The sequence below is a fragment of the Acetobacter estunensis genome, assembly GCF_019083805.1.
GTDB classification, from domain to species: domain Bacteria; phylum Pseudomonadota; class Alphaproteobacteria; order Acetobacterales; family Acetobacteraceae; genus Acetobacter; species Acetobacter estunensis_A.
In genome coordinates, this window is the sequence record NZ_JAHRDV010000003.1 from 191,836 (window position 1) to 211,983 (window position 20,148).

The 20,148-nt window shown below is 61.0% G+C and carries 15 protein-coding genes and 1 other RNA gene; 13 read left to right on the top strand and 3 right to left on the bottom strand.

Annotation, left to right across the window (positions count from 1 at the left end):
* Window positions 1-130: 130 nt before the first annotated feature.
* Entirely contained in the window at window positions 131-2,851 is a 2,721-nt protein-coding gene (gene secA, locus KUA11_RS05635; RefSeq protein WP_217409380.1) for a preprotein translocase subunit SecA, read from the bottom strand.
* A gap of 262 nt (window positions 2,852-3,113) precedes the next feature.
* Here secA and KUA11_RS05640 point away from each other — a divergent pair, with 262 nt between their 5' ends.
* The 5 genes from KUA11_RS05640 (at window position 3,114) to KUA11_RS05660 (ending at window position 9,504) form a co-directional block, all read left to right on the top strand.
* A complete protein-coding gene (locus KUA11_RS05640; RefSeq protein ID WP_217409381.1) occupies window positions 3,114-4,079 on the top strand; it encodes a peptidylprolyl isomerase in 966 nt (321 codons plus the stop codon).
* A gap of 115 nt (window positions 4,080-4,194) precedes the next feature.
* Window positions 4,195-5,430, top strand: a complete 1,236-nt coding sequence (gene argJ, locus KUA11_RS05645; RefSeq protein WP_217409382.1) for a bifunctional glutamate N-acetyltransferase/amino-acid acetyltransferase ArgJ — start codon at window positions 4,195-4,197, stop codon at window positions 5,428-5,430.
* An 8-nt stretch (window positions 5,431-5,438) separates the two neighbouring features.
* Window positions 5,439-6,032, top strand: a complete 594-nt coding sequence (locus KUA11_RS05650) for an RDD family protein (RefSeq protein WP_217409383.1) — start codon at window positions 5,439-5,441, stop codon at window positions 6,030-6,032.
* 144 nt (window positions 6,033-6,176) lie between these two features.
* Window positions 6,177-8,771 (top strand): mechanosensitive ion channel family protein, encoded by a 2,595-nt coding sequence (locus tag KUA11_RS05655; protein WP_217409384.1) that lies wholly within the window; start codon window positions 6,177-6,179, stop codon window positions 8,769-8,771.
* The gene (locus KUA11_RS05660) at window positions 8,758-9,504 is read left to right on the top strand and encodes a 2OG-Fe dioxygenase family protein (protein WP_217409385.1); all 747 of its coding nucleotides are present in this window, start codon (window positions 8,758-8,760) and stop codon (window positions 9,502-9,504) included. The genes KUA11_RS05655 and KUA11_RS05660 overlap by 14 nt, the downstream gene beginning before the upstream one ends.
* Window positions 9,505-9,526: 22 nt before the next feature.
* Here the strand turns inward: KUA11_RS05660 and KUA11_RS05665 are convergent, their stop codons facing one another.
* Window positions 9,527-9,820, bottom strand: coding sequence for a hypothetical protein (locus KUA11_RS05665; RefSeq protein WP_217409513.1), 294 nt, complete (start codon window positions 9,818-9,820; stop codon window positions 9,527-9,529).
* 132 nt (window positions 9,821-9,952) lie between these two features.
* Between KUA11_RS05665 and KUA11_RS05670 the strand changes: the two genes are divergently transcribed.
* From KUA11_RS05670 to KUA11_RS05680, 3 genes are all read left to right on the top strand, one after another.
* Window positions 9,953-12,016 (top strand): TonB-dependent receptor plug domain-containing protein, encoded by a 2,064-nt coding sequence (locus KUA11_RS05670; RefSeq protein ID WP_217409386.1) that lies wholly within the window; start codon window positions 9,953-9,955, stop codon window positions 12,014-12,016.
* Window positions 12,017-12,080: 64 nt separating this feature from the next.
* A complete protein-coding gene (rbsK, locus tag KUA11_RS05675) occupies window positions 12,081-13,034 on the top strand; it encodes a ribokinase (RefSeq protein WP_217409387.1) in 954 nt (317 codons plus the stop codon).
* Between the two features lie 83 nt (window positions 13,035-13,117).
* Window positions 13,118-13,630: a hypothetical protein gene (locus tag KUA11_RS05680; RefSeq protein WP_217409388.1), complete on the top strand. Its 513-nt coding sequence runs from the start codon at window positions 13,118-13,120 to the stop codon at window positions 13,628-13,630.
* A gap of 6 nt (window positions 13,631-13,636) precedes the next feature.
* Here the strand turns inward: KUA11_RS05680 and KUA11_RS05685 are convergent, their stop codons facing one another.
* The gene (locus tag KUA11_RS05685; RefSeq protein ID WP_217409389.1) at window positions 13,637-14,689 is read right to left on the bottom strand and encodes an alpha/beta hydrolase; all 1,053 of its coding nucleotides are present in this window, start codon (window positions 14,687-14,689) and stop codon (window positions 13,637-13,639) included.
* Window positions 14,690-14,783: 94 nt separating this feature from the next.
* Here KUA11_RS05685 and rnpB point away from each other — a divergent pair.
* The 5 genes from rnpB (at window position 14,784) to KUA11_RS05710 (ending at window position 20,146) form a co-directional block, all read left to right on the top strand.
* Window positions 14,784-15,172: RNase P RNA component class A (gene rnpB / locus KUA11_RS05690), an RNA gene on the top strand.
* 312 nt (window positions 15,173-15,484) lie between these two features.
* Entirely contained in the window at window positions 15,485-15,961 is a 477-nt protein-coding gene (gene mraZ / locus KUA11_RS05695) for a division/cell wall cluster transcriptional repressor MraZ (RefSeq protein WP_217409390.1), read from the top strand.
* On the top strand, window positions 15,958-17,037 hold the full coding sequence (gene rsmH, locus KUA11_RS05700) for a 16S rRNA (cytosine(1402)-N(4))-methyltransferase RsmH (RefSeq protein ID WP_217409391.1): 1,080 nt from the start codon (window positions 15,958-15,960) through the stop codon (window positions 17,035-17,037). Before mraZ ends, rsmH begins: the two co-directional genes overlap by 4 nt.
* Complete coding sequence (ftsL, locus tag KUA11_RS05705; RefSeq protein WP_217409392.1) at window positions 17,037-18,011, top strand: cell division protein FtsL; 975 nt, start codon at window positions 17,037-17,039, stop codon at window positions 18,009-18,011. The genes rsmH and ftsL overlap by 1 nt, the downstream gene beginning before the upstream one ends.
* Window positions 18,012-18,136: 125 nt before the next feature.
* A complete protein-coding gene (locus tag KUA11_RS05710; protein ID WP_217409393.1) occupies window positions 18,137-20,146 on the top strand; it encodes a peptidoglycan D,D-transpeptidase FtsI family protein in 2,010 nt (669 codons plus the stop codon).
* The last annotated feature ends 2 nt before the right edge of the window (window positions 20,147-20,148 follow it).

Here is a 20,148-nt window from a genome sequence, read left to right on the forward strand (position 1 = left end):
GCGGACGCACCGCTCCACAGAGCGCACCCCCACGCCGCACAACAGCGCGGGCAAGCAAGCGCTCACCTTGGGAGCGGACGCGCCTCAGCGCCCCGGAGGGTGTCCCGACCGGTGGCCGGACCCGAAATGCTCAGACGGCACGGCCATGACAGTGCTTGTATTTCCGACCCGAGCCACACGGGCACGGCCCATTACGGGGCGTCTCGCCCCAGGTGGACGGATCTTCCGGCAGAATGGCGCCGGACCCGACGGGTTCAGCCGCAACACTCGCCGGCGTCTGGTTGTAGTGTGCCGGCTCGGAAGTATAGCCCTCCACCTGCGGATCGGGATGGAACTCACCGATCCCTTCAAGCGGGGTGGGTTCCACGGGCGGAGCCACCTCGACACGCGCAAGAAACGTCACCACACGCTCGCGCATCTCATCGAGCATGAAGGTAAAAAGCTGGAATGCCTCGTGCTTGTACTCGTTCAGCGGATCTTTCTGGCCATAAGCCCGCAGACCGATGCCCTGACGAAGCTGATCGAGAGCGTGCAGATGCTCTTTCCATACGGAATCGAAGGTGGTCAGCAGAATCTGCTTTTCGATATAGCGCATGATGTCGGGACCGAAATTGGCCGTCCGTACCGCCTGCGCCTGCGCAGCGGCATCCTCGATGCGGGCCGCCACCTGTTCACGGTCCATGCCGTCTTCCGCGGCCCATGCCTCGATCGGAAGATCGAGATTGAGAACCCGTTGAACCTCAGCCTTCAGTTCGGTCGTCTGCCACTGCTCGGCAAACGCCTTTTCGGGAATAAAGCGGTCAACCAGCGAGTCGATGACATCTGCCCGCGCTTCGGCTACAATGGAGGACACATCATCGAGCATCATGAACTCACGGCGCTGGGCATACACCTCCTTGCGCTGATCGTTCATGACATCGTCGTATTTGAGCGTATTCTTGCGCATGTCGAAGTTGCGGGCTTCGACCTTTTTCTGCGCGCGCTCCAACGCCTTGTTCAGCCACGGATGAACAATCGCCTCACCGTCCTGCATGCCCATTTTCTGGAGCATGCCGGTCATCCGGTCGGAGCCGAAAATCCGCATCAGGTCATCCTGAAGCGACACGAAGAAACGCGAATTGCCCGGATCGCCCTGACGCCCCGCACGACCACGCAACTGGTTATCGATGCGGCGGCTTTCATGCCGCTCCGTACCAATGACGTAGAGACCACCGGCCTTTTTCACGATTTCCTGATTGCGCGCCACTTCATCGCGAATGGCCTGCTCGGCCGCAGCGCGCTCAGTCGGATCGGTGATATGCGCCAATTCCTGCTGGATGCGCATCTCCACGTTGCCGCCGAGCTTGATGTCGGTGCCACGCCCCGCCATGTTGGTCGCAATCGTGATCGCTCCGGGCGCACCTGCCTGCGCTACAATGGTCGCTTCCATTTCATGAAAGCGCGCGTTGAGCACATTATGGGGAATGCCACGCTGCTTGAGCATCGCTGAGAGCGCTTCGCTCTTTTCAACGGATGTCGTGCCGACAAGGATGGGTTGCCCCCCCTTGTGTACCTCTTCCACCAGCTTTCCTACCGCTGCGAATTTCTGCTGCTCATTGAGATAGATCTCGTCATCCGTGTCCTTGCGGGCCACGGGCAGATTGGTGGGGATTTCCACCACGTCGAGCTTGTATATCTCGGCAAATTCATCGGCTTCCGTCATGGCGGTGCCGGTCATGCCCGAGAGCTTGGGATAGAGGCGGAAATAGTTCTGGAAGGTGATGGAGGCAAGCGTCTGGTTTTCCTGCTGAACCTCGACATGCTCCTTGGCTTCCAGCGCCTGATGCAGGCCATCGGAATACCTGCGGCCTTCCATCATGCGGCCGGTAAACTCATCAATGATGATGACCTTGCCGTCCCGCACGATGTAATCGACATCCCGCGCAAACAGCGAATGAGCACGCAGCGACTGCTGGACATGGTGCACGACCGCGACATTATGCACATCGTACAGGCCGCCTTCCTGCAACACGCCAGCGGCACGAAGAAGCTCTTCGACCTTTTCCGAACCGGCTTCAGTGAGAATGACCGTGCGGAGCTTCTCGTCCTTTTCGAATGCGGCCGGATCGCGCACAAGTTCCGCCACCACGGCATCCACGCTGCGATAAAGATCGGAGCTGTCCTCGGCAGGACCGGAAATGATGAGCGGCGTGCGCGCCTCATCGATGAGGATCGAGTCCACCTCGTCCACGATGGCATGATTGAAGGGCCGCTGGACCATGTCTTCCAGCCGGTACTTCATGTTGTCGCGCAGATAATCGAAGCCGAATTCGTTGTTCGTGCCGTAGGTAATGTCGCAGGCATAGGCTGCACGGCGCGCCTCATCGGGCAGGTTGGGCACGATCACGCCCGTGGTCAGACCGAGAAAGCTGTAAAGTCGGCTCATCTCGTCAGCATCGCGACGAGCGAGATAGTCGTTCACGGTGACGACATGCACGCCCTTGCCGGTCAGCGCGTTGAGATAGACTGCAAGCGTGGCGACGAGCGTCTTGCCTTCACCGGTCCGCATTTCGGCAATCTTGCCGGCATGCAGCACCATGCCACCGATAAGCTGCACATCGAAGTGACGCATGCCCAGCACGCGTTTCGAGGCCTCACGGCATACGGCGAACGCTTCGGGCAGCAGCTGATCAAGCGTCTCACCCTTGGCCAGCCGCTCCCGGAACTCGACCGTCTTGTGCGCAAGAGCCGCGTCATCCAGAGCCGCTATCTGCGGCTCCAGCGCATTAACTTCCGGGACACGACGCTGGAACCGCTTAAGGGAGCGGTCATTGGAAGTGCCAAACAGTGCGCGGGCGAGCGAGGCGAACATGAAGACCTTTCCGGAACGGCATGCGGTCCACATCCGCCTCTCCGCCACCGGACAACCGGGACACGAGGAAACGGGCGGGAACCGCTCGCATTGCGGCAATGAGATAAGGCCCGCACCCGCATGGGTCAACCAAGGGCTGATGTGAGGCGTGCCTCACGTTCCGTCATCAAACGGTCATGGCCGCCACCGTCCGGCCTGCCCTTGCGGGGGGCGGACGGGTCAGCCATGATGCGGCCCTTCTGTCCACACAGGGTATTTTCGCATGCGTTTTTCCAGCTCGGGTTCGGTCCTCGCGGCAGCAGCCCTGCTTGCCTCCACACTTCTGACGTCCACCGGCGCTCTTGCCGCGGACGCTCCGAAGACGACGCCCGCAGCCGGTGCAACGGCCGCACCACAGGGCGGACCTGACGGCGGTGCTCCCCAGACCGATCCGAACGCGCTGGTGGCCACGGTCAACGGCGAGAAGATTACACTGGGCGACATCCGCAAAGCCGCCACCAACATGCCGCCGCAGCTCCGCCAGTTGCCGCCGAACGTGATCTTCCCGATGCTGGTCAACCAGGCCGTTGACCAGAAAGCCATCCAGATCGCGGCACGCAAGGACAATCTCCAAAACGATCCGGAGACCAAGGCCGCCATGGAAACCGCCGCCAACACGGCGCTTCAGAACTCGTGGCTGTCCAAGCAGGTCATGCCGCAGCTGACCGACGCGGCGGTTCATGACTATTACATGAAGAATTACGCCAACAAGCCGGCGGAGAAGGAAGTCCACGCCCGCCATATCCTCGTGAAGACCGAGGCCGAGGCCAACGACATCATCAAGCAGCTCAAGGGTGGCGCCGACTTCGGCACGCTGGCCGCGAAGCTCTCCACCGACAAGGGCAGCGCCCAGAACAACGGCGGCGATCTGGGCTGGTTCAAGAAAGGTGACATGGTTCCCGCCTTCTCGGATGCTGCGTTTGCCATGAAGCCGGGCACCTACAGCCAGACACCCGTGAAGAGCCAGTTCGGCTATCACGTCATTCAGGTGCTGGAAGACCGCACGGTGCCGGTCCCCAAGGAAGACGAGGTGAAGGACAAGATCCGCCAGAAGCTCGTGCAGGAAGACGTGCGGGCGGCGGTGGAGAAAGCCACATCTGGCGTCAAGATCGTGCGCTACGGTCCTGACGGCAAGGTGGTGCCCGACAACGCGCAGCCTGCCATCGCGGGCACGCCGAAGAAGAACTGACGCCAGCAGAGGCGGCGGCTGTAGCCTCCCCGCCTCTCTTTGGCTAGGATCGGAAAGGGGATGCCTCGTGGCGTCCCCTTTCTTCGTTTTCCGCCCAGTCCAAGGTGCGTCGTCCATGGCCAAACCGCTGCCCGTCTCCCCTCTCGCCTCTCCGCTGCCAGACCTCGGCACCGTGCCCGGCGTGCGCCTTGGCGCGGTTGCGGCGGGTATCCGCTACAAGGGACGCACCGACCTTGTGGTGGCCGAGTTCGATGCGGGCACCACGGTTGCGGGCGTCTTCACGCAGTCCAAATGCCCCGGCGCTCCGGTGGACTGGTGCCGCTCCGCTCTCAAGGGCGGTGTCGCGCGCGCGCTGGTGGTCAATGCGGGCAACGCAAATGTTTTCACCGGCCGCGCGGGTGTTGCAACATGCGAAAAAACCGCCGAAGCCGAAGCGCACCTTGCTGGATGCGCACCTTCTGAGGTGTTTCTTGCCTCCACCGGTGTGATCGGAGAAGTGCTTCCCGCCGAACGCATTACTGCCGCCCTTCCCGCTCTGCACGCCGCGCTGACGGAAGACGGATGGGAAGCCGCCGCACGTGGCATCATGACGACGGACACCTTCCCCAAGGCCGCCGTGCGCAAGACCGAAATCGGCGGAGTGCCCGTCACCATTCAAGGCATTGCCAAAGGCAGCGGCATGATCGCGCCCGATATGGCGACGATGCTCTCTTTCGTGGCCACGGATGCGAAGCTTCCTGCCTCCGTGCTTCAGAGCCTGCTGTCGAAAGGCGTCGTCACCAGCTTCAACGCCATCACCGTGGATTCCGACACCTCCACCTCCGACATGGTGCTGCTTTTCGCCACGGGACGTGCGGACAATCCCGCTATTGCCAGTGCCGATGACTCTGCTCTTTCCGCTTTCCGAGCGGCACTCGACAGTCTTCTGCTTGAACTCGCCCTGATGGTGGTCCGTGACGGCGAAGGCGCCCGCAAACAGATCCGCATCAATGTGACCGGCGCGGTGTCCGACGCCTCTGCCCGCACGGTGGCCCGCGCCATCGCGGATTCCCCGCTGGTAAAAACAGCTGTGGCCGGAGAAGACGCAAACTGGGGCCGCGTGGTCATGGCGGTCGGGAAATGCGGAGAACCGGCCGATCGTGACCTTCTGACGGTGGGCATCGGCGGCGTCACCATCGCCTGTGAGGGAACGGTGGTCGAAGACTATGACGAAACGCCGGTCGTGGCCCACATGAAGGGCCGTGAGATTGAGATCGATGTGGATCTGGGTCTTGGTGAAGGCCACGCGACGATGTGGAGTTGCGACCTGACCCACGGCTATATCGACATCAACGGATCCTACCGGAGCTGAGGCGCACTATGTCGGACAGGATTCCTCCCGGTTGGGGCAATGACAACAACTCCTTTGTCCCGCCTTCAGGCGACAGTCGCGTGTTGGCCTATGGAGGCTTCTGGATCCGCACGGCCGCCGCCCTGCTTGATTCGTTCATCCTGAGCGTCACCAGCCTGCTCTCGGGCATTTTCACGCTGCCCACCGTTCACATCGAACACTGGCAGGGCGACACGCCTTCCTATCAGGTGGCCTATCGCAGCACGGACTTTATCGGACAGGGCTTTTCCTGGCCCATGCCGCAGTTCGAGGTGCACGATTACGGGCAGTATCTCCTGCTGTTCCAACTGCTCTATTTCATCGTGCTGGAAGCCTCCCCCCTGCGCGGCACACTGGGCAAGCGGGTTTTGGGACTACGGGTGAGCGATATGGAAGGGCAGCGCATTTCTCTGCTGCGCTCGCTCATCCGTACGCTGGTCAAGACCTTCATCTCCTTTCCCATGCTGATGATCGGTGTGCTGATGGTGGCTTTCACCCCTCGCAAACAGGGTCTGCATGACATGGTGGCGGGCACCCTTGTCCTGCGCAGCGAGCGTGTTGCCCGACTTGACGGACAGAGCTGACTCGCGTCCTTCTCATGCAACCCAGACGTGTCCTGTGCGTCCGGGTCCGAATGTGCAGCCTTATGCCGGGTGTGAGCTTGATCCCGGCGGGGAAACACTCTTACGCGGCTAAGACTGATTTATTTGCTGGAGGTGGAAAGCGGTATGCTGTGGAGCAACGGGGAATCCCTGTCACCATCGCAGGAAACGGAACGACGCCCACGGTGGTCCGCATCGGTCTTTCTCCTTTTGGCATGGTTGCTTGCAGCGGTCGGCACGTGGCCATTCGCAAGCACAGCACACGCCGCTGACGCGACGGCTGCCGCCTCGTCCGCAAGCACGCTCTCCCCTCAGGAAGCGCAGCAACTTCTCGGTGTTCTGAACGACCCGACCAAACGTCAGCAGTTCACCCAGACCCTTTCGCTTATGGCGAAGGGCGTTCAGCAGACGGCGGCTCCTGCTTCCAAAACCGCCGCCGGTCAGCCTGCGGTTGTGTCTCCCAACGCCGTGGCGCTTCACAGCGATCTGACGTCCGAGCTGTCCTCCGTGAAAGGCAACCTGCGCGGTTATGTGGACAATTTCCTCGGTCTCTTCACGGATCTGCGGACAGTAGGCACCTGGTTCCGCTCCGAAGTGTCCACTCCCGCGACACGCGCGCTGCTTGTCGGAACATTCTGGCGGGCCGGACTGGTCATTCTCGTGGCTCTTGTCGTGGAATGGGCCACGACTCTGGCCATGCGCAAGCCTCTGTCCAATGTGAGGACAAAGGCCGAGAGCCGGGAACGCGCACAGGAGAACATACAGACATCCAGCCCCCCCTCGGCGGATGAAAAGGCTCTCGCGACAGACGAGGACAATCAGCAGGCTGACGCAAAAGCCGTCGCGGACGCCAAGGCCGAAGGGGCCGCCAAGGACGAGATCGAGGCTCTCCAGACCCGGGCTGACGATCAACGGCGTCAGACCGAGACGCTGCGTTTCCTCGCCCGCGTGCCCTATGCCCTCATGCATCTGGGCCTCAAGCTCCTGCCCATCGGTGTGTTCCTTGGTGTGGCCTTCGGTGGTTCAGCCATCGCGACCGACACCACACAGGCCGAAACCGTCACGGAAACTCTGGCCGCAGCCTATGCCGCCGCGCGCTTCCTGTTCGTTCTCGTCGAGTCCGCGCTTGCTCCGCGTTCGCCGATGATCCGTCTGGTGCCGGTGAGCGACTCCACCGCGCGGATGCTCATCCGCTGGTGGAACGTTCTTGTGGCCGCGCCGTCTCTCGTGGTGTGCCTGTCCGTTCTGGGCGGTGAGTTCGATCTGTCGGACCGAGGCACTCAGGCCATGATCCGCGCCGTCGTGCTGGTCGAACACATCATGATAGCGGTTTTCATCTGGCGTCTGCGCCCGATCGTGAAACGCACGCTGGAGCCCAAGCGACAGGAGGTCCAGAGCAGCTTCTGGTCGTTCGTGCTGATGATCGCCCAGATATGGTGGATCCCGGCACTGTTCCTCGACGCCGCTCTATGGCTCGTCTGGGCGGCGCATCTGCGCGGCGGCTATGACTGGATCCTTCGGACAACGGTTCTCACGGTCGTCATCGTAACGGCTGCCCGCCTTCTGGCCGTTCTGGCCTATGGGTGGCAGGACAAGCTGTTCCGTCTCGATCCCGCGCTGGTGAAGAAACACCCCGACATGCAGCAGCGCGCGGATCGCTACTATCCGTTCGTACGCGGCCTGCTGACTGCCATCATCGCGTTTGCGAGTTTCATCGCGCTGACGGAATCTTGGGGTATCCACACGGTTCATTTCTTCTTCGCAAGCCAGCTCGGCACCCGCCTGCTGACGGCCGCCATCACCATGGTTGTGGCAGTCTCGGTGGCGGCGATCCTGTGGGAAGTGATCAACGCACAACTGAACAATCAGCTCTCGCATTTCTCCGCTTCCGGCCAGTCCGCGCGCGCCACGCGCCTGAAGACAGTTTTGCCCATCATCCGCACAGTGCTGCTCACCGTGATCATCATCATCGTGCTGGTGACGTCGCTGTCGCAGATCGGCATCAACGTGGCGCCGCTGCTTACAGGTGCGGGCATCATGGGTGCGGCCATCGCCTTCGGTTCGCAGAGCCTCGTGAAGGACTTCATCACGGGCTTCTTCATGCTCGTTGAAGATGCGATTCAGGTCGGAGACTGGGTAACGACGGGAGGCGTATCAGGCACGGTCGAACATCTTTCGATCCGCACCGTGCGGGTGCGCGCAATCAACGGCGACCTGCACATCATCCCCTTCTCGTCCGTGACGTCCATTGCCAATACCGGCCGTGACTTCAACCAGATCATCGTCAATCAGGTGGTGGATCTATCCGAAGACACGTCGCGAGTGGCGAAGATCATGGCCGATGCAGTCGATGAAATGCGCAAGGAAGACGAGTTCAAGACCATCATCTACTCGGGCTATAACGATCTTGGTGTGGACAAGAGCGATTCGAACGGCGCGGTCATGGTCGGCTCGATCCGCACGGCAGCGATGATGAAGTGGAAGGTGCAGCGCGAGTTCTACCGGCGCATCGCCAACCGTTTCGCGAAAGCGGGCATCATGTTCTACACACCCACTGCCTACACCGCGTCCGCGCCGGGCACGTCCCTTGCCATTTCCGGGGGGCTGAAAATGCCCACAACACCGGGCCAACCCGCCAACGAGGACAAGCCAAAGGCTGAGGCGGACAATGCGGATGCGCCGAAATCGCCTTCCGGAGACAGCAAGCATGACGGTGCGTGAAGAAAAGCAGGCCCAGCCTGAACTGGATCGGATAGAGGCCGCCACACGGGAAAATCATTTCGCGCGTATTCCGGCGGTGGAGATGCGTCCTCTTCTGGAAGCGTTCGGCATGTCGGACTGGGAGGGATTCGCGGCGAGTTGGGAACGGCTTGGTGTGGATCTCTACATGGCCGATGGCGGCCGCTACCGGCGGCGGCGCTACGCCACATTCGCGCTGGCGGAAGATGCCATCATTCGCAAAAAGCACCAGCCGCATTATCAGAGCCGTGACTACAACGCGCTCAATGGCGGGATTGAACGCTGGTTCGAGCCTGTGGAACGTGAAATCGGCGCGCATCCGGTCATGCACGCCGTGCTCTCGCTCATCCGCAGACTGGCCACCGATCTGACGCCTGTCGCCAGACGCCCCGAAGCCTGGCACGCAGAGGTGCATCAGTTCCGCATCGAAGCACGGGACGATGAAGCCGGACAACCCACGCCGGAGGGGCTGCACCGTGACGGTGTAGACTGGGTGCTTGTCCTGATGGTTCGTCGTGAAAACGTAGCGAGCGGTGAAACCACCATTCATGACCTTCAGGGCAATGAACTCGGCAGTTTCACACTGTCCTCACCGATGGACGCGGCGTTCGTGAACGACAATCAGGTCTTTCACGGCGTAACACCCATCCAGCCGGTGCGCCCGGACGCCCCGGCTTTCCGTGACGTCATGGTGGTCACACTCCGTCATCAATAAAGGCCGGGAACTGCTGCGTGGCTTAGTAAGGCCACGCTCCTGAATAATGGGCCGCGTGCCAGCCAATCGCGACCAGCAGGCCGACAAACGCCATCGCTCCCACCATCTGAAACAGTTCCCTGAACGCGGGGCCGTCCATCCGGTCCGCGTCGGGCACGCCTGCCACAGCACGGACGGCCGGGGCAGGCTGGGCTGCCACCACCGGCGCAGATGTCACGGTGTCTGCCCCTCCAGCCGTCCGTGGCTGAGGCGCGGCCTCCTGAACATGAGTCTGGGCATGCCCGTCATCGGACTGAGCGGTCGTGTGTTCATCCATTGCATTCTCCACATCGGAAACCATAGCACGGATATGGGGTGTGCCTGCCCTTTCAAACAGAGTTAACACGCTACGACTTAACCGAACGGTAATGGAGCCAGTGCGAGAAAGCGGTAATGGAGACCGTTATCTGTGCACACTGCCCGTCGTCTTTTCCAGCGTGACATGACCAGCAGCGACCAGCAGCGTGACCCGCGACGCTGGCGCGGCTCACGTCTTTCTCTTCTTGTGTGCCTGCTGGGAATGGCAAAAACGGCCCATGCACAAAGCATCGATTACAATTCATTCGAGCAGCTTTTCGGCGAACCCGTGACTACCTCCGCCACGGGCAAGCCCCAGCGCGCGAGCGAATTGTCCACCGACACGCAGATCGTCACCAGCGAACAGATCGAACGCTCCGGCGCACAATCGATTCCCGAAGTGCTGCGCATGGTGGCGGGCGTAAATGTGCGGCGCTATTCCGTGCTCGGCAGCAATGTGTCCATCCGGGGCAATGACGCCGCAGGCGGTTCCCGCACTCTGGTGCTGATCGACGGACGACAGGTCTATCTCGACGGCTACAATTACACCGACTGGGGCGGCCTGCCCGTGTCGCTGCGCGATATCCGACAGATCGAGGTCATCCGCGGACCGAATTCGGCCGTCTATGGATTCGATGCATCGGGAGGCGTGATCAACATCGTCACCCGTGACCCACTGCACGAAAATCGCAGCTATGTGCATGTCGAAGGAGGAAGTCAGGAAGATTTCGGGGGCGAGTTCGTAGCGTCTCACAAATTTTCAGATGCCTTTGCCGCCAAACTGTCTCTCAACGGCGTTCGTTCCGATGAATATGCCGCACGCGGGCGCACGGACACCGTTCCGCGAACCTACGCCCTGAACGCCGCTCTTACCCTGCGCGGCCAGATTACCCCACGCACGGAATGGACTTTGACCGGAACCATCGACCGGGAGCAAAATCCCTTCTGGCTGGATTTGGGCACCTACGTGACCTCCAGTTCTCTGTCCAAAAGTCTGGAAGGACGAATTGCTTCCGATACGTCATGGGGACTTGTCGAATTTCGGGCCTACCAGAACTCGTTCAACAGCGACATCTCCAACACGATCGACGCGTTGAACATGAGTTTTCCCATCGCTTTCAGTTACAATCTGGAAACTACGGTGGCCCAGTTGTCCGACACCATTTCGCTGGACAGCCGCAATGACCTGAAACTGGGCGTCGAGTACCGCTACACAACCCTCGACGACCAACATGCCGGCACGAAGCTGACGAGTGAATACGACATGCTCGCCGCCGGCTCGGCCACATGGGATTACCGGATACTGCCGCAACTCACCATGACGAACGCCGTACGGCTGGACACTCTCTATGTGCCCTCTCTGCGCAGCTACACCGTGCCGGATCAGGCGGCTTCCCACGCTCACCACTACATCGAGCCGAGCTTTAACTCCCGTCTGCGCTACGATGCTGGTTCGCTCGGGGTTTTTGGCGTCAACGCCGCACGGGGAATCCAGCTTCCTGCGCTCTTTGACTTTTCACCTGACACCGCCTTCGGTCCGGCACTGGCGATCAACAATCCTTCACTGGTGCCTTCCACCACCATCAATGTCGGGATCAACTACTCGCATCCCATCGCAGCCATTGACGGTGGCTTGACACTGGCCCTGTACGCGCAACGCACCACCAATATGTTGGGCACTCCTTTCGCCTCGAATTTCAGTTTCATTCCACCCACGACGCTCACCATGGAGCCTCGCAATTACGGACGGGTGGACGATGCCGGCGGTGAAGCACGCCTGAACGGCAAGACGGATTTCGGATTGAGTTGGGACTTGGCCTACGCCATGACCGCCGTTCGCGATATGGACAAAGCGTCCATGATCAATTTTCAACGTCAGACCCCGGTCAACAGCGTCATCGGCGGTTTTTCGTGGAAGATCGGACCAGTGGAACTCAGCGCTCACGCGCGCTGGCAATCGCATTATCAGGATGTGGCCGCCAATTTCAGCACGTTCCAACTCGACAACGTAAAAATTCATGACTTCGTGACCGTGGATGCTCGCGCTGCGTGGAAAATCGATAAACGATTCACCTTGTCCTTGAATGGTGAACAACTCGGCTCTTCCGCCCTGAAAGAAACATCGGGCTTACATGTCCAGCGTCGTCTCATCGGCGGATTGACCGCTCACTTCTGATCGCGCTCCTGTTGCCCGCATCTGCTTTGACAGAATCACGGGTACCCCGCAGGAGCACCAGATCATGGAACAACATTTTCCCCTGATTCTTGTTATCGGTAGCGTTAATATCGACATCACCGCACGCGGCGCGCACCTGCCAGCACCGGGTGAGACGGTGCACGCTCAGAGCTATACCATTGGACTTGGCGGCAAGGGAGCCAATCAGGCCGCCGCTGCCGCCCGACTGGGAACAGGTGCGCATCACAGAGTGGCGTTCGCGGGACGCACGGGGACAGATGACTTTGCCAAGCAGGCTCGCAGTTATCTGACCGCTTTTGACCTGGACCTGACGGCACTTGCGTCTGACAAACAGCACCCGACAGGTCTTGCGCTGATTGGCGTGGATCAGAAAGGCGAAAATAGCATCACCGTGATTGGAGGCGCCAATATGGCGCTCGATCACACAGATGTTGACCGCCTCCAGCCCATGCTGGAACAGGCCCGCGTTGTGCTGCTCCAATTGGAAATTCCTCTTGATGTCGTGGAATACGCAGCACGTTGCGCTCGTGCGTCCGGCTGCAAAATCATCCTAGATCCCGCACCAGCCCCATCCCGGCCTCTCCCCTCGTCGCTTCTGTCTCTTGTCGACGTTCTCACGCCCAATGAAACGGAAACGCAGGCTCTCACAGGTCTTTATCCGCAGGATGAGGCGACCGCCGAACAGGCATCACAAGAATTGATGCGACAAGGCGCGCAGGCCGTAACCATCAAGATGGGTGGACAGGGCGTGTGGTGGCAGACCCCCATGGCAGGAGGCTTCGTGCCCGCTTTTGCTGTGTCCGCCATCGATACCGTTGCCGCAGGCGACTGCTTCAATGCGGGGTTGGCCACGGGACTGATACAGGAACGCTCGTTACAGGACGCCACGCGCCTTGCCGCTGCCTGCGGGGCACTCGCTACCACAAAAGAGGGTGCCGCCGAGAGCGCGCCGGAATGGGAGGATGTTCTAAGATTGATGGAAAAACAGAATAACTGACATTCGACTTCCCTCTATCCCATAGACGGAACACTGAATAAAAACTCGTGCCACTATTGCGAAACAGCCGAGGATAAGTGCGAGTGTCGATGACGTGGGGCAACTTTCAGGCCGTCATCCAGCTTTCTGCCGGCCTCAATGTCGCGATTCTCAGTTTCGTGGACATCAGCCTGCCCGCCATCAAGGAGCGCCGCCGGGTGTTCGCCAAAGCGCGTCAGGAGTTGGAAATCCACCGGCGCAATCCGCACAAACGGGCGCCTGAGCACAAGGAAAGCCATACGGAAGCGGTGAATGAAATGGACCGCGCCCTGTTCGATCTGTGGCGGGAAGCGGCAAACTTCGAAAGCATCGAAGACTCCCTGCTGCGCTCCACTGGCGTGTTCGGACTTTTCGGCGCGATCTTAAGCCTCGGGTTACTGTGGTATTCAGCCTATCACTACGACGAAGTCATCCCGGTTCTGGGCACAGTGCTGTCGCTGCTGTCTTTCGTGTCGCTGATCGGGGCGTTCCTGATCAACTTCTTCACGGCGTCCCGGGCCTCCAGCTTTGCCAAGCGGTGCAACACCCTGCGCGAAACCATGCGCACCAAACTGTAGAGTTTGTCACACTTGCGGAGCGGAAAACGCCTTCCGCAGCGCCTTGCCACTCTCGCGCAGAACCCGGCGTGCTTTCCACATAACGGGATAAAACAGCAGAAAGCCATGCAGGGTGCCCGGCGCGCATAAATAGGTCACCGTGTTACCCGCCTGTTTCAGCTTCTCAGCATACATCGCGGCCTCATCACGCAAAGGATCGCATTCGGCCGTCATGATCCAGGCGGGCGGAAGACCAGACAGATCCGTCTGTAAACCGGGCGCAAACCGCACATCGTCGGCATCTTCGATGGACCGCGCGTATTGATGTCCATACCACTCCACCATCGCCATGCTCAGGAAGAATCCCTTGGCGAACAACTGGCGAGAACGCGTTTCCTCCGTCCCCAATGTCGCGGGATAGAACAGAACCTGCATGAGAGGCGTGAGAATGGAACACGTCCCATCCTTGCTGTGCGCATCACGGATTTTCTGGCTCATGACAGCCGCCAGGGTTCCGCCTGCACTGTCTCCGGCAAGCGCCATCCGCCCACCCCAACGCCATGCTTCTCCCGACAACCAGCGCACCGCCTCCCAACAGTCGTCCACAGCGGCGGGAAACTTGTGTTCGGGCGCAAGACTGTAATGAAAGGAGAGAACAGCGGCACCGGAGGCGCGGGCAAGGCGACAGCAGATTCCGTGATGCGAGTTCAACCCGCAATGCACGAAACCGCCCCCATGGAAGTAAAGAACCACGCCCTTTACCTTGCCGCGCGGAATATAAAGACGAGCGGGCCGGAGTTCACGGGCGCCGGGCACCCGGAGATCCAGCACACGTTTCAGCGGCAGCGATGAAAGCGCCATGGGGAAAGAGGGTCGTCCGGCAAGCTTGCGCAGCCGCGCAAGATTCTTCGCGCGGACCGCCTCGGGTGGTCCCATGTCCACAGGTTGGCGTGCCAGCCTGCGCGCCTGAAGACGGAGCATCCAGCCAATCCAGAGCAGGAAAAGACGCGAAATGACATCGGGCCGCGCATTGTCTGCCCGCTTTGCGGAGCAGGCGGTCCATCTCGTGAAAAGGGACATGATCCGCTGAGTCTCAGCCTCGGGCGACAATATGTCCACCCGTCAGCATCCCACGCTTGACGGAACAGGCGTGCGCGCGCAGGTTCCGCCCCAGCCAGACGGTTGGACGACCGCTGCCGCGCGTGCGTGGCGGAGGAAAGTCCGGGCTCCACGGGAGAACGGTGCCGGTTAACGACCGGCGGGGGCGACCCCAGGGACAGTGCCACAGAAAACAGACCGCCTTCCGGACCTGTTCGCAGGTTGGAGGTAAGGGTGAAACGGTGCGGTAAGAGCGCACCGCGCTTCCGGTAACGGCGGCGGCACGGCAAACCCCACCGGGAGCAAGACCGAATAGGGACGACAGGCAGCCTGACTGCCGGGGGCTCTCCCGCCCTGTCGTCCGGGTTGGTCGCGTGAGGCACGTTGCAAGACGTGTCCCAGAGGAATGGTCGTTACGGCTCCATCAGGGGCCGACAGAACCCGGCTTACAGACCGTCTGGCTCCTCATTTTTCGAAACGATTCTCATAATGAAGACGATTAGTGATCCTTATCCGTTTTCTGCGAACGGAGATGAGGTTACGTCCTGAAAAACAACATGAAGAACATAACAAGAACATACGTTCTTGTTAACGGATACCGGGATTCTGGAAACCTTTTGCGAACAAAGAACGGTCTATTTGTGATTTTTCCCAGATTTCCGCCATTTTTTATTAGAGATTCATTTGACGTCCCATAAAATCCCATGGTATCCCAAACCACAGTTGGACAGCCCCAAGGATCCCGAGCGTTTCCGCACATGAAGGACATTTCCCCCGGTGAGCGTGTTTCTCGGCACACATCAGAATCGAATCGACGCCAAAGGGCGTGTTTCGATTCCCGCCGGGTTCCGCACCGTCCTTCGCGCCAAAGCCGTTGAGGGTGAAGCACTGATGATCCTTCGCCCGTCCCACACCCTGCCCTGCATCGAAGCGTGGCCTTCCGCCGCCTTTTCGGCCCTCGCCCAACCGCTTGACCGGCTCGACATGTTCTCCGACGAGCACGACGATCTCGCGGCAGCGCTTTACGCCGATGCCTACCCGCTCGACTCGGACAAGGAGGGGCGAATCATTCTCCCCGACTTCCTGCGCGAACACGCGGGCATCACGGATCAGGTCGCATTCATGGGGCTTGGACGTATCTTCCAGATCTGGGAGCCGAAAGCCGCCGACCAGCGCCGCGCCGAAGCCCGCCAGCGCTCGCGACGGGTCACGCTCCCCGGCAATCGCGACAATGCCCCCGGAGGAGCGGCATGAATGCCATGACGCCCACGACCTCCATGATGATCCCGGACCATGATCCCGGACATATCCCCGTCATGCGCGAAGAAGTACTGGCCGCCCTCGCCCCCCATAATGGCGAAGTCTATGTGGACGGCACATTCGGCGGCGGCGGCTATGCCTGCGCCGTTCTGGCCGCCGCTTCCTGTCATGTCTGGGGCATCGACCGCGATCCTGACGCCATCGCACGGGGAGAAGCCCTTTCCACCCTTCTGGGCGTAGCCCCGGACGGTGCGCCGCGACTGCGTATGCTGCACGGTGGATTTGGCGCGATGGGCGACATGCTGCGCGATGCCGATGTCGCCTCCGTCGATGGCGTGATGCTCGATCTCGGCGTCTCGTCTTTTCAGATCGACGAAGCGGAACGCGGCTTTTCGTTTCGTGCCGATGGCCCGCTGGATATGCGGATGGGCAAGGCTGGCCGCTCGGCTGCGGATATCGTCAACACCGCCCCTGAAAGCGAGTTGGCGGACATCTTTCATCATTATGGTGAGGAGCGTCACGCCCGCCGCGTGGCCCGCGCCGTGGTGGAGGCCCGCACAAGCGCGTCTCTAACCACAACACTCCAGCTCGCGACTGTCATCCGCTCGGTCGTCCGCGCGGACCGTTCCGGGATCGATCCCGCCACCCGCAGCTTTCAGGGGCTGCGGATCGCGGTGAATGACGAGCTTGGCGAGATCGAGCGGGGGCTGACGCAGGCTCTCGATCTGCTCGCGCCGGGCGGCCGTCTTGTGGTGGTGGCGTTTCACTCGCTGGAAGATCGCATCGTCAAGCGCGTCATGGCCGCCGCCGCCGGACAGGAGTCCGGCATGTCGCGTCATGATCCACGCTCCATGCTGCGCGGGAACGTCAAGCCACAGTTCAGGCTCGCTTTCCGCAAGCCCATGCAACCGTCCGATGAGGAATGTCGTCGCAATCCACGTGCCCGCAGCGCCAAGCTTCGGGCGTTGCTGCGCCTTTCTTCCGACGACACGAACACCTCCTCTCACACGGAACACCGGACGAATGTCGGCGTCCGTTCCGTAGCCTCTTCCGACAAGGGAACAACTTGATGTTCAGGCCCCTCACCCTGTTCTGCGCATTGCTGGCCGGTTCGTCGGGAATGTTCCTGTATACAAAGAAGCATCAGACAACGGTTCTGGATCAGCAGATTTCCAAAATCGTGGCGGACACGCAGCACATCCGTCAGCAGACGGCCATGCTCCAGACCCAGTGGGCGCTTCTCAATCAGCCGGATCGTCTGGATCATTTGACGGGGCGTTTCGCCTCACAGCTTCGTCCGATGGAACCGCGGCAGTTCGTGCGCATGACGGATCTGGGCAAACACCTGCCCGCACCCGGTTCGTTCCGTCCTGCAGGTGGTCATACGGCAGCCGTGGTGGCTGCGGCGGCAGTGCCGCCTGTTGCACCGGCGCCTGAACCCGTCCGTATGGCAGAAGTCGAACATTCGGCTCCCTCCATTTCACGCGAGCATGAAGAAGCCCCCGTGGTGGCAAGCGTGAAGCCGCATAAGGCCCCTATGGTGGTGGCGCACGCGGAACCTCTCGCACCGCCTCAGCCTGTCGCTACCGAACATCATCGACTCCCCCAGTCGGAAACGACAACACCACGGCATGAGGTTGCTTCCTCTGGCAGCGTAACGGACACGCCCGCCGTCACACGCAAATCCACGCGCCACGCCACCGACACACAGATCGCTTCCAGCGGCGATCCGCGTACACCCGCTCCCACGCCGTCCCTTCCGCACCGTGCGAACCATATGCTCGTGGCGGACAGCACGCCCGTGCATCATGTGGCCGAAACAGATCGAACCGCCGTGGCCCATACGCCAGCACGGGTCGCGATGGTCGATCATGTCGTGACGCATCGCACAACCTCACCGGCCCCGATCAACGTGGCTGCATGGCACCCGGCAGGAAGCGCTACGCCCCGCTATGTGGAAGCCCGGGCCAGTTACAGTGGATCGCTTCTGGGGCACTCTTCTCTGGGTGGGGGATTGCCGCCGCCGATGCCAATTTCAAACTGATGCCACAGTTGCAGGTTCATCTGCTCTGCGTGTCGGTTCCTCCGACACGGTTTCTTTCCGGCCCGCCGCCCGTTTCGCAACGATGGGGATGACGGAGGTCGGCCTTCGAGGATACGCCCCGCCTGATGTCTCGCCCGCCGCCTTCGCCTGATCCGGACACCCCCACGAACGGCAAACCGGCTGGTGACGTGCGGGTGACCAGTGACCAGTTGCGTGAGCGGGCTCTTCTGGAGCGGATGCATGTCCGTCTGCTGGCCGTAGCAGGCGGTTTCTCCTTTCTGTTCGCGGTTATCGGCCTCAGGCTCACCTTCGCCACCGTGCTCACCCCCATGGTACCGGAAGCGCGGCAGATCCGGCCGCAGGTGCCCGAGATTCCCAAGGTCGATCCCAAAGGATCGCTCGCCTCCGCGCTGGCGCTGCCACAGGTCAAGCGCGCGATGATCGTGGACCGCAACAATCAGGCGCTCGCGGTTTCGCTGCCGGTGGCGCAGGTCTATGCCAATCCGAGCGAACTGATCGACCCAAAGGATGTGGCGCACAAGCTGAAATCGGTCATCCCCGCACTGGACGAGGATGAGACGGTCCGTAGGCTCTCCCTGCCGAGGCAGTTTGTTTATCTGGCGCGCAACATCACGCTCCAGCAGGAACTGGCCATCAACAATTTCGGTATTCCGGGCATCTATTTCGAACCGGGCGAACGCCGTCACTATCCGCTCGGCATGATGGCGGCCCAGATTCTCGGCGGCGTGGACATCGACGATCACGGCATTGCCGGTGTGGAGCGTTATTTCGACAAACGCCTGAACTCGGACCGCAATCCGCTCAAGCTGTCGCTGGATGTGCGTGTGCAAGCCGTCGTGCGTGAAGAACTGGCGAAGGCGAAAGACACGTTCAAAGCCATCGGCGCCTGCGCGATCGTGATGGACGTGAACACGGGCGAAGTCATCGCCATGGTCAGCCTGCCAGACTACGACGCAAACAATTTCGCGCATGCTCCTGCCGATGCCCGCTTCAACCGGGCCGTAACGGGCATGTACGAACCGGGCTCGACCTTCAAACTCCAGACAGCGGCCATGGCGCTTCAGCTGGGCGTGGCCCATATCTGGGACCGCTTCTCATCCATTCCCATCCGCGTCGGGCGCTTCACCATCGCGGACATGAAGACCGATCACTTCGCGCCGTGGCTCTCCCTGCCGGAAGTGATGGCCTTTTCTTCCAACCCCGCCGCTGCGCATATCGCGCTGGATGTGGGGGCACAACGCCAGCAGGACTGGCTGCGCGGCATGGGCTTCTTCGCTCCTGTACCGATCGAACTGCCGGAAGCCGGGCACCCCATCGTGCCCGCACGGCGCAACTGGAGTCTCTCCACCACCATGACAGTGGGCTTCGGTCACGGCGTGGCCGAACCGCCGCTGTCCATTGTCCGTGCGACCGTGGCCACGGTGAACGGTGGCATTCTGCTCAAACCCACGCTGCTGGCGCGTGATGACGCCCCAGTGATTGAAGCGTCCGACGCCCCCGTAATTTCGGGTGGGGCCGAATCTCCCGATGAAACCCAGCCGTCCCCCGAAGGCACGCGGGTCTTCTCTCCCCAGAACTCGACGCTCCTACGCAAGATCCTGCGTCTGGACGTCTCAAAAGGCACAGGTAAAACAGGTGAGGTTCCGGGCTATTTCGTAGGTGGCAAAACCGGCACGGCGGAAAAAATCGGCGCGAACGGGCGTTATCTTAAACACGTCAACATTTCCGCCTTCACCAGCATCTTTCCGATGAACGCGCCGCGCTATGCGGTGTATGTCATGCTGGACAGTCCGCAAGGCACAACTGCCACGCATGGCTGGACGACCGCAGCCTGGAACGCGGCACCGACCGCAGGACGGATCATCTCACGCGTTGGTCCGATGCTACAGGTCTTCCCTGATACGGCCCATGCCGATCGTATCGAAGCGGAACTTGCCATTCCTCTGAGACCCCAGCCGCCCCGCGGTGTAAGACCCCTCGGTCCCGGCAATGACCCAGGCGACCCGCGCCACGCCGCCGAGGAACGTCAGGCCGAAGAACATCGTCGGAAAGTGCAGTCCGCCACCGAGCGTGAGTCCGCACGGACATCGCCCGAATCTCGCGGAAGAGGATAACC